Here is an 11,701-nt window from a genome sequence, read left to right as displayed (position 1 = left end):
AAATAACACCCACAAAAAAGCCCTGAAAATTCAGGGCTTTTTTTATGATAAATAAAGATTACATCTTGTAGCTCATTTGGATACCAGCAAGCCACACATCACCACTCGCGTCACCGTTAAAGTTAACTGTCGCTAAGTTCAGCAAGTTTTGCTGTTCATTAATTGGCGCATTACCCGTGGCTTTGAGGTAAGTCACTGCAAAATCAACATTCAGGTTTTTAGTTGCCTGATAACCCGCCCCAACAGAGAACCACAGACGGTCAGAGTCTGGGATCGTAGTAGTACGCCATTCATCAGTCGCGGCGGTTTGATCTAAAGCAACACCCGCACGGACTAACCAATCATTATTCACTTGATAAGTGGTTCCCAACGCGAAACGCCAGTTATCCTCGAAATGCTCTTCTTTAACTAAATCAGACTCTAAATCACCTTTAGGTTTAACATCCCCAGGGAAATAAGCCACCAGTTGATCGAATACACTCCAATCTGTCCAGTTTACGCTAGCATGCATGGCCCAGTTATCGGTCAATTGGTGATGGGAAGCAATTTCAGCAAACGCCGGTAATTCAAGCGGTAAATAACCTTCAATAGACACATCTTGGCCGCCCGTATACAAGACGCCAGAAGCATGACCATCTAAGTCCAGCCTAACACCACTGTGGTAAGCAAAACCGATACGGTGAATAGAGTTAATCTGCCAGCTTGCCCCTAACTGCCAGCCATAACCGACATCATCACCTTTCATGCTTTTTAGCTCAGTACCACCAGCAGGTAACATGCCAGCCACTTGAGGCGGTAGCGCAGGTTTAATACCATCAACCCAACCAGGTAATGAAGCACCGATTTCGCCTTCACCATAAACAATACGTACACCACCGCCTACGCTGACAGCATCATTAATGCGGTAAGCAATATTAGGATTAAATTCAACTGTGGTAACCGAAGTCTTATTACCAAAAATAGCGGCGGCATGGGTCGTTGGCAACTCAGTGGCTAGGCCATAGTTTGAGTTAACGGCTAAGCCCCAAGTCCACTGGTCATTTAACTGATTTGAATAATAAAAGTTAGGTACAAGCGCATTATCGGCGACATCCAGCGCATCACCACCTTTCATTTCTACCGGGGTTGGGCTAAGTAGTGGCGAGCTTAGGCTTACATCGCCTCTCACATCAACGTTTGGCATTACATAAATGCCTCCCGCAGATAACTGACGCCCTTCAAGGTAAGTCAGCATGGCAGGATTACGCGCTTGAGCTGAGGCGTTATCCGCCATAGCGGCTTCACCGGCAAAGGCGCGGCCTAAACCTGTGGCAGAATATTCGGCTAATTGAAAACCAGCGGCGTGGAGTTGAGTCGTTGAAGTTAACAAAGCTGCAGTAACAGCTAAAGTTAGAAGGCGTTTTTGCATTGTTATTCTCTAATAATATTATTGTTATCTGTACTACTTGAATGAGTACTGTGGCGTTCAGGCAAAATAGAGCAAACACTCCATGTTGAATGCGAAGCAGTTTACTTATGCAGAAGATGTTTGCAACCAAAGGAGATAAAACAGATAAAAACACTAGAAAACTGCATTTTTAAAACAGATTTAGTGACCAACATCACTATTTAAACAGAGTTGAGTCTTTAAAGATTCAATATTTATTCGTGTGCAGGGTTAATAAAAAGCCAGAGAATACAAAAATACCAAATATAAACAATCACATATGGGACTGAAAAACTAAAACACTTGTAACTCATTCAATGTTAATAAATTCAGCATAAACCACTGTTACTTATAGTGCCTTGCATCATTAAAATGAAATAAACAACATTAATACTTTAAATACATGCAGTTATACTTTTACTATGTTGAGATTTAAAACAACAGCGCTTAGGTATATACCTAAGCGCTAACAAAGCTCACGTAACAACAGTACAAATGTACGCTGAAATTCTAACGACGCCAGCCTTGGATTCGCGTTTCGTATTCACTTATCTGCGCCGCATGGGACAAGGTCAATCCAATCGCATCTAAACCATGAAGCAATTTATGCCGTGCCGACTCTGCCAGCGTAAAACTAAACTCAGCGCCCGACGGTGACATTACTTTACAGGCCGTAAGATCGACCGTGATCTCTGCCCCCTCTTCTGCCACCACTTCATCCATCAACTGACGCACCTGCGCGTGAGTTAATGCCACCGGTAATAAGCCATTATTGATTGAGTTACCGTAAAAAATGTCGGCAAAACTGGGAGCAATAATCGCCCGTAGGCCAAAGTCAGCCAGTGCCCAAGGCGCATGTTCGCGGCTTGAGCCACAACCAAAGTTTTCCTGCGACAACAGAATCGACGCGCCTTTATAGCGGCTTTGATTCAGTGAAAAATCAGGATTAGGTTTATCACCCGCATCATCTAAATAACGCCAGTCGTGGAATAAGTGCACGCCAAAGCCATCGCGCGTGACCTTAGATAAAAACTGTTTAGGAATGATCTGATCCGTATCGATATTGCTGCTGTCGATCATGACCGCAAGCCCAGTATGGGTGGTAAAAGGTTGCATTAACTTATCCTCTTGGGGTTACGGTAATTAGTAAGGTTTGCGAATATCAACAAAATGCCCAGCAACCGCAGCGGCAGCGGCCATTGCTGGACTCACTAAATGAGTGCGACTACCACGGCCTTGGCGACCTTCGAAGTTACGGTTACTGGTCGAGGCGCAGCGATCGCCCGCTTCTAATCTGTCATCGTTCATCGCTAAACACATCGAACAACCGGGTAAACGCCATTCGAATCCCGCTTCAATAAAGATTTTGTCTAAGCCTTCGGCTTCAGCTTGCGCTTTCACTTGACCAGAACCTGGCACTACAATCGCGGTGACGCCGCTCGCTACTTTACGGCCTTTAGCATGCACAGCAGCGCTGCGTAAATCTTCAATACGCGAGTTAGTGCAAGAGCCAATAAACACCTTATTAATACTGATATCCGTCATCAGAGTGCCGGCATTAAGGCCAATATATTCTAGGGCCTTTTCCATGCTCGCGCGGGTGCTTAGGTTGGCTTCATGACTAGGATCAGGCACTTTGCCATCGATTGCCACGACTTGGCCGGGATTAGTACCCCAGGTGAGTTGCGGCGCAATATCGGCGGCATTTAATACCACAGTTGCATCAAATACAGCGCCGTCATCGGTTTTAATCGATTTCCAGTAAGCGACGGCTTCAAGCCAATCTTCGCCCTTTGGCGCAAATTCGCGGCCTTCTAAATAATCGAATGTGGTTTGATCTGGCGCGACCATGCCCGCCTTAGCGCCCATTTCAATCGCCATGTTACACACTGTCATGCGACCTTCCATCGATAAGGCTTCAATCGCCTCACCACAAAACTCGACTACATAACCTGTGCCACCATCCATGCCGATTTTACCAATAATCGCCAACACAATATCTTTAGCGGTAACGCCATCAGTCACCTGACCACGTACTTCAATCTTCATGGTTTTAGCTTTTAACTGACGCAAAGTTTGCGTTGCTAAAACGTGCTCAACTTCTGATGTGCCAATCCCAAATGCCAATGCACCAAAGGCGCCGTGGGTTGCGGTATGGGAGTCGCCACAAACAATCACGGTTCCGGGCAGGGTAATGCCCAGCTCTGGGCCCATTACATGCACAATCCCTTGATTAGGATGATGAATGTCGTATAGGCGCACGCCAAAGTCTTTACAGTTTTGCGCTAGGGTTTCAACCTGTGTGCGCGCCATTGGACTTAGGGCATCCAAGCTGGCGCTACGGGTCGAAGTGTTGTGATCCATAGTAGCAAAGGTTTTTTCTGGTGCACGCAGTTTGCGGCCCGCCACTTTTAAGCCACTGAATGCTTGGGGGGAAGTCACTTCATGGACTAAATGTCTGTCGACATAAATGATCGGCGCTTCACCTTCAGGAGTCGCTACAACGTGGGCATCCCATACTTTTTGATACAGCGTTTTTGCCACCGCGTTTTTTGGCACAGTCGTCATTACACACCTTCCTTTATAGCATTGGCGATAAAGTCACCCATCTCGGCGGTTGATTTAGCTTGGCTACGCTTGTCGCTGCTCAATAGCTCACCAGTTAAGTAGCCAGAATTTAATGCTTTACTTACAGCGCGATCAATCGCACACGCGGCTTCTTCTTGCTTTAAGCTGTGACGCAACATTAAGGCCGCCGACAGAATTTGCGCGACAGGGTTAGCGATTCCTTTACCTGCGATATCCGGCGCACTACCGCCTGCTGGTTCAAATAAACCAAAACCAGTGCTATTCATACTTGCCGATGATAACAAGCCCATAGAGCCCGTTAACATGGCGATTTCGTCGGATAATATGTCACCAAACAGGTTAGAACATAGCATCACATCGAACTCATCGGGACGACGTAGCAACTGCATCGTCGCGTTATCAATATAGATATGCTCAAGCTCAACATCAGGGAAATCAACTGCGACTTCTTCAACCACTTGTCGCCACAACACTGAGCAAGCCAGTACGTTAGCTTTATCCACAGAAGTCACTTTTTTACGGCGACCACGGGCGGCTTCAAAGGCAATACGCGCGATGCGGCTAATCTCGCGGCGGCTATAACGCATGGTATCAAAGGCTTCTTCATTCTCGCCTTCACCTTGGCGGCCCTTTGGCTTACCAAAATAAATACCGCCGGTTAGCTCACGCACACATAAAACATCAAAGCCACGGGCCGAGATATCGCTACGCAGCGGAGACATATGCTCTAGGCCATCGTGCAATTTAGCCGGGCGTAAGTTGCAGAACAGTTCAAAGTGACCACGTAGAGGCAATAGCGCGCCGCGCTCAGGTTGTTCATTCGGCGGTAACTTTTCCCACTTAGGGCCACCGACTGAACCAAATAAAATTGCATCAGCCGCTTCACAACCCTTTAGCGTGGCATCGGGTAATGGGCAACCGTGGTTATCGATGGCAATACCACCGACATCGTATTGCGTGTATTCGATATCCAGATTGAAACGCGCTTCCACCTCACGCAGCACTTTACGCGCTTCTGCCATGACTTCTGGGCCAATACCATCACCTGCTAACACTGCTATTTGATAACTCATACGCCAGCCAACTCCTTTAAATGTGAATTTTTTATGCTCGACCCTTGCCATGATTTAAATATTTTTAGTAACTAAACGCCGCCTAACTCTCGACTCTTTTGCATGTTTTGTTTGTAATCAGCAACCTTGTCTGCGCGGCAGGTTAAGTTCATCACATGCACTAAAGCACGCGCCGAAGCCTCAACCACATCGGTAGCTAAACCCACGCCATGGAAATTTTGCTCGTGATAAACCGCAGTAATATCCACTTGGCCTAAGGCATCTTGACCTACGCCCTTAGCACCTAACTTATAGCTGATGATGTCGATGCGGCGATCCGTTGCACGGGCAATGGCGTTATAGGCAGCATCTACAGGACCATTGCCCGTTGCAGCTTCAGTTTTAATTTCACCATCCACTTCGATACGCACTGTGGCAGTGGCAACGCCTTCTGTAGAGTCAGACTGCACAACTAATTGCTGCAATTGGTAGTGGTTATCCTCTTCGGCTTGAGCTTCCATAAAAGCTAGAGCTTCTAAGTCATAATCAAATACTTGGCCTTTCTTATCTGCCAATTTTAGAAACTCTTCGTACAGGGAGTCCATATTGTAATCGTGCTCGCTATAACCCATTTCTTGCATGCGATGCTTGATGACATGGCGGCCTGATCGCGAGGTCATGTTCAAGTTATTACGATTTAAACCTATGCTTTCAGGAGTCATGATTTCATAGGTATTTTGCGCTTTTAACATGCCATCCTGATGGATACCTGATGAATGAGTAAACGCATTGGCGCCCACAATCGCCTTGTTCGCCTGCACTGGCATATTGCATAACTGGCTGACTAAATTAGAAGTGCGGTGGATTTCCTTAGCGTTAATGCCGGTTTCTAGGCCTAACATCCCCTTGCGCGTTGCTAAAATCATCGCGATTTCTTCCAATGAACAGTTACCCGCACGTTCACCTATACCATTGATGGTACATTCGATTTGACGGGCACCGTGTTGCACTGCAGTTATCGAGTTAGCCACAGACAAACCTAAGTCATCGTGGCAATGCACTGAGATCACCGCTTGGTCAATATTAGGTACACGGTGAAATAAGGTTTGAATAATATGGCCAAATTCGCTTGGCACTGTGTAACCAACCGTATCGGGTATGTTAATGGTGCGCGCGCCAGCAATAATCGCGGCCTCTACCATACGGCACAGATTATCAATGGGCGTGCGACCCGCATCTTCACAGGAAAATTCCACATCGTCGGTGAAACGACGGGCATATTTCACTGCGCCCACCGCCATCTCTAATACTTGATCGAAGGAGCGCTTTAACTTGCTTTCCACATGAATGGTCGATGTGGAGATAAACGTATGGATACGGAATTGTTCTGCAACAGACAAGGCCTGCGCCGCAGCATCAATGTCCTTTTCAAGTGCGCGGGCTAAAGCACAAACGCGACTATTTTTAATCGTGCGCGCGATAGTTTGTACCGACTCAAAGTCACCGGGTGAAGACACCGGGAAACCGACTTCCATCACATCAACACCGAGACGTTCCAGTGCGATAGCGATTTGTAACTTTTCTTTGACCGTAAGGCTGGCCGCTAACGCCTGCTCGCCATCACGTAAGGTCGTATCAAATATAATGACTCTGTTAGACATCTCGCTTCTCCATGGAACGTTTCCGTTCGTTATTTAACTTTTACCGTATTCAGATACAAAAAACCCCGCAACATTTGTGCGGGGTTTGTGAATGCTTTGCCTAATATATCGAGCGTGCAACACTAAGACCTCCGCGTATATTTCGCGAGGAGAGAGAGAAGGAGGTCGAGTTTGCGGCTAATTCTATTCATTTAATTTAAATATTTATTCTGTTCAAATTATTTAGGACGGTTAATATTTAACTTGCCTAGCTATGAGTGTCAACCCTAATTTTTTCATGTTTAACAGGTTTAGTTAGATATAAAGCTAATTATTAACGCTTTAACCTTGTATTAGTGACATACTTTACAGAATTAACCAACTGTTTGGATTAAGAAATTATATGGATGTGTTAACTTATAACTCTTAGGATAAATAGTTTTTTATGCAAAAAACATTTAAGAAAAGTTATAATCCCGTTTTAATGATTATGGATAGTAGAACTTACGCATTTTATGGAGTACAAAATGGATTTTCGCGTCATGGTACTGAGCCTGTTTTTATGGCTGTTCCCCTTTGGGGCTAGTGCTATAGACCAGTTAGATGAACTGACAGAACTCGTCTACCAATATCCTAGCAAAGCATTTTCTCAGCTTGCTCTTTTAGAAAAAACATTCGCAGCTAACCATATAAACTCAGATATCAATCAACTCAGATTGAGCGTGTTGAAGTGTCAAAACCTGCTACAACTCGGAGAAAATGAAGCGGCAATCAACGTTGCCCAACTAGGTGATGCGCGCGCTAAGCAACTTAAGCTAGATCAAGCCCGTCCTTACTTTTTAATTTGCCAAGCCGATGCCAATCTTAATAACAACAATATTCAAAATGCCCTACCCTTACTTGATTCAGCCATTACCTTAGCTAGGCGCTACCAGCAACCCCAAGCCTTAGTCGATGCCTTACGCTTACGTGGCCAACTCGACACCGATACCGATAATTTTTCTTCTGCTATCGAAGATTTACGTTTAGCGATCGATATTTATCCTGATATCCATACTCAAACCCAAAATTGGATTTGGCCACCACAAGCTTATATCTATGCCGCTATGGGTAATTTACTTTATGCGACCCATGATTTCCCCCAAGCCATGTATTACACCAATCTAGGAATACAGAGCTCAGATGCCAAAGGGAAAGTTTTACATATCATTTTACGAAATGCGGCCAGAATAGCGCTCGATAATCAAGAATTCGATTACAGCGACCAACTCGAAATACAAGCAAAAATACTGCTACCTGAACTCGAATCGCCGTTAGAACTTGCCTATAGCTATGCCATTTTAGCCTCCATCGCACTCGATAAAGGCCGTATTGAGAATGCCGAAGAGTATATTGCTATCGCGATCAATACATTTCAAAAACAAAATCAAAAAGTAGCGATAATGCGCTCAAACCGTCTACTGGCACAAATACGTTTTGCCCAACACCAAGACGATGAAGCATTAATTCTCATGAATCAAGCCATTGAACAAGGGGAAAGCCTGAATCAATACTCTGATCTCAAAGGATTTTATGGGATCATGAGCGACTATTACTTAGAGCAAGATGATTTTAAGCAAGCTTATACTTTCTTACTTAAACGCTATCGAGCAACTGAACTCGCGAATCAAGAAATGAATAATGCCCGAATATTGCAATTTAAAGCGCGCCTCAATCAACAAAATATAGGGCTAACTGGCAATGATCATGCGCCAGAGTCGGACTCAATCTTACAAGAATTAAATGTAGACTGGGTCTATAGCACACTATTTTTAATCGCAATGCTCTTACTCGGTGGAATGATTTGGTATTTGATTGATAAGCAAAATAAGCGCGCCCCCCATATTGAAGGTGATGAACCTGTTGAAACTTTAGTACAGCAGATACTATCGGTATTAAATAACGCTAAACAAGGTAATTACCCGCTATCTTTATTGATCTTTAATGCCAGTCAAATCCGTCAAGTGGACTTACCCTCATTGCAAGATGAGTTACAACATCGATTGCGAGAACAAGACAAATTAATTCGCTATTCAATGGATGAAATTGTCATTGTTTTACCGCATACCTCAACCGAAGGTGCCCAAAAAGTCATTACTCAGCTAGTAGCGTGCATTCAACCTTGGCAAGGCTCGAGCAAGGTCAATATTGGTGTCGCTGCGATGCAGCAATTTGATACATTAGAGTCATTAATCAAGCGCGCCAGTATCAATCAATTGGGTAAAGTTAAGAGTGGTGAGAATAATTAATCCCATTATTATCCCGCAATTCATTATTCTCCTGCTAAGTAAGCAGCTATTTCATCAAGAAAATCGTTACCAAAACGACTCAATTTACGCTCACCAACGCCATTTACAGCGAGCATTTCACCCGCACTGGTCGGCATCATCGCGGCCATTTCAGCCAGCGTAGCATCGTTAAACACTAAATACGGTGGTACATCCTGCTGCTCGGCAATGGTTCTACGTAATAATTTTAGTCGTGCAAATAACTTACGGTCGTAATTGAGCGGAGTTTTGGATTGACTCACCTTACGTTTGGTTGTCGTTAGCTGAATCCGCGGCTCGGCCAGCATTAGCACCACCTCACCTTTTAATATTGGTCTTGCTGAAGGATTTAACGTAATAGAAGATCCACGCGTCACATCCTGACTCGCTAATCCTAAATGGATCAATTGACGGATAACACTCAGCCAATATTCATGACTTTTATCTTTGCCAATCCCCCAAGTCGTGAGTTTATCGTGGCCGCGATCGACTATTGGCGCGCTTTTCGAGCCCCGCAATACCTCAATTAAATGATTAATACCAAAACGCTGCCCTAAACGAAAAATACATGACAGCACCTTTTGCGCATCTTCAGTGCCGTTATAACGTTTAGGTGGGTCAAGGCAAATATCGCAGTTACCACAGGGTTCAAGCGCACTCTCATCAAAATAATGCAGCAACACTTGGCGACGGCAGGTTTGCGCCTCGGCAAAGGCGGCCATGGTATTGAGTTTATGGAATTCTACTTGTTGCTGTGGCCCTGGCTCTGCTTGCTCAATTAAATGCCGCACACGGCCAATATCAGCAGGATCAAATAGCATAAACGCTTCCGCGTCTAGCCCATCACGGCCAGCACGACCCGTTTCCTGATAATAGGCTTCGATGCTTTTAGGGATATCGTAATGCACCACAAAACGTACGTTCGATTTGTTAATCCCCATACCAAAAGCCACCGTCGCCACGACGATATCAATTTGATCTTTCAGAAAACTATCTTGTACGGCGCCGCGATCTTCTTGCGTCATACCCGCATGATAGGCCTTAGCATTAAAGCCTTGCAGACATAAACGATCGGCAACCTCATCGACTCGTCGACGGCTACTACAATAAATAATACCGTTAGTGCCATTTTGCTGAGTGAGAAAATGCCGTAATTGATTAGCCGCATTGAGTTTTTCGGCGACGGTATAGCGAATATTGGGCCTGTCAAAACTGGAGAGTAAACGGAAAGGATCGATACCGAGCCGCTCGCAAATACTCTGGCGGGTCGCCTGATCTGCCGTTGCAGTCAGCGCCATCATGGGCACATAGGGAAAGAGTTGTTTTAATTGCCCGAGCGCGGCATATTCAGGTCGGAAATCATGTCCCCATTGGCTAATGCAATGGGCTTCATCAATCGCGAACATGGCTAATGGCAGCGACTGCATTCGTTCAATAAAATCGCTGCTTAACAAACGCTCAGGTGACACATACAGCAGTTTTAATTCGCCATGGCGTAATTGTTTTAACACCTCGGCGCTGCGCTCTCGTGGCAAAGAAGAGTTAAGGTATGCGGCGGCTACACCGGTTTGTAATAAACTATCAACTTGATCTTTCATCAAAGAAATCAAGGGTGAAACGACGATAGTAATGCCATCCATCAACAATGCCGGCAATTGGTAACACAAACTCTTACCGCCACCAGTAGGCATAATAACTAAACAGTCTTGTCCACCACAAACACGCTCAATAACTTCACGTTGACCATCCCGAAAGTTGCGGTAACCGAACACCTGTGCAAGGCGTTGTGAAAGGGGATCATCGTGTATTTCGAGGACAGGCGTTTCCATGAATCTTCTATGTCAAAAGTGAGGGCGCCTATTCTAAAGCAGTGAACCGTTTCTGTCTTGCGCCAATGTAACATCGTCTATCCGGCTAACTTATCTTGCGTGGCTAGAGTTGCATTCGTCGCTAGCTTCACTGTAGATTAATTGCTCTAAGTCGTACTTTTATAGAATTAGCGTTGATAATAAATCCAATAAATCCAATAAATCCAATAAATCCAATAAAGCCTCATACCGTCACTTCGTGACAAGGACAATCCTAATGACAACCCCTATGCAAGCCGAAATATTAAAAAGAGTGGCTGACGTATTTGATAAACATGTGCCTTTTCATAATTTACTGGGGCTAGAGATTAAACGCTATGACATCAATGGTGTCGAAGTCGTGGTCAATATGAAACCCGAATTAATTGGTAACATTCACCAACAAATTCTCCATGGTGGCGTGACCGCGACGATCTTGGATGTTGTTGGTGGCCTAACAGCTTTTGCCGGCCTTGTCGCTAGCGGTGAAGATTGGAGCATTGAAGAATTACAGCAACGTCTTCAAACCTTAGGGACTATTGATATGCGGGTCGATTACCTACGCCCCGGCCGCGGAGTCACTTTTACGGGCACAGGTAGCGTGATCCGTGCGGGTAATAGAGTATCGGTGTGCCGCATGGAGCTGCATAACGAGCAAGGTACTCACATTGCTTTTGGAACCGGCACCTATATGGTCGGCTAACGGCTTAACTGTCACCTACTACGTTTAAAATCAGCAAAGTAAACAGCTTGATTAACAAGCTGTTTTACTAACGCTCATTACCCCTTAACTGCTTATTGAGATATCCTGTAACGAAAATAGCGCGGTTAATATCTTGAG

The 11,701-nt window shown here is 45.0% G+C and carries 8 protein-coding genes; 2 read left to right on the top strand and 6 right to left on the bottom strand.

The window, feature by feature from the left end; genetic code table 11:
- Positions 1-58 precede the first annotated feature (58 nt).
- The 5 genes from L2717_RS05665 to leuA all read right to left on the bottom strand — a co-directional run bounded on the left by L2717_RS05665 (position 59) and on the right by leuA (position 6,728).
- On the bottom strand, positions 59-1,408 hold the full coding sequence (locus L2717_RS05665; protein WP_220775138.1) for an outer membrane protein transport protein: 1,350 nt from the start codon (positions 1,406-1,408) through the stop codon (positions 59-61).
- 528 nt (positions 1,409-1,936) lie between these two features.
- On the bottom strand, positions 1,937-2,542 hold the full coding sequence (leuD, locus tag L2717_RS05660; RefSeq protein WP_220771878.1) for a 3-isopropylmalate dehydratase small subunit: 606 nt from the start codon (positions 2,540-2,542) through the stop codon (positions 1,937-1,939).
- Between the two features lie 27 nt (positions 2,543-2,569).
- Positions 2,570-3,970 carry a 3-isopropylmalate dehydratase large subunit gene (gene leuC / locus L2717_RS05655; RefSeq protein WP_220771987.1) on the bottom strand — a complete coding sequence of 467 codons (1,401 nt, stop codon included), beginning with the start codon at positions 3,968-3,970 and terminating at the stop codon, positions 2,570-2,572.
- Between the two features lie 23 nt (positions 3,971-3,993).
- Entirely contained in the window at positions 3,994-5,088 is a 1,095-nt protein-coding gene (leuB, locus tag L2717_RS05650) for a 3-isopropylmalate dehydrogenase (protein WP_220771880.1), read from the bottom strand.
- A gap of 71 nt (positions 5,089-5,159) precedes the next feature.
- A complete protein-coding gene (gene leuA, locus L2717_RS05645; RefSeq protein ID WP_220771881.1) occupies positions 5,160-6,728 on the bottom strand; it encodes a 2-isopropylmalate synthase in 1,569 nt (522 codons plus the stop codon).
- Between the two features lie 506 nt (positions 6,729-7,234).
- Between leuA and L2717_RS05640 the strand changes: the two genes are divergently transcribed.
- On the top strand, positions 7,235-8,995 hold the full coding sequence (locus L2717_RS05640) for a tetratricopeptide repeat-containing diguanylate cyclase (RefSeq protein ID WP_220771883.1): 1,761 nt from the start codon (positions 7,235-7,237) through the stop codon (positions 8,993-8,995).
- Positions 8,996-9,018: 23 nt separating this feature from the next.
- On the opposite strand, the gene recQ is transcribed toward L2717_RS05640, so the two are convergent.
- Positions 9,019-10,842, bottom strand: coding sequence for a DNA helicase RecQ (recQ, locus tag L2717_RS05635; protein ID WP_220771885.1), 1,824 nt, complete (start codon positions 10,840-10,842; stop codon positions 9,019-9,021).
- Positions 10,843-11,098: 256 nt separating this feature from the next.
- On the opposite strand from recQ, the gene L2717_RS05630 reads away from it, so the two are divergent.
- Complete coding sequence (locus L2717_RS05630) at positions 11,099-11,563, top strand: thioesterase family protein (RefSeq protein ID WP_220771887.1); 465 nt, start codon at positions 11,099-11,101, stop codon at positions 11,561-11,563.
- Positions 11,564-11,701 lie beyond the last annotated feature (138 nt).

Source organism: Shewanella glacialipiscicola (genome assembly GCF_023283485.1).
Taxonomy (GTDB): Bacteria; Pseudomonadota; Gammaproteobacteria; order Enterobacterales; family Shewanellaceae; genus Shewanella; species Shewanella glacialipiscicola.
This window is presented reverse-complemented; position numbering and strand designations above follow the sequence as displayed.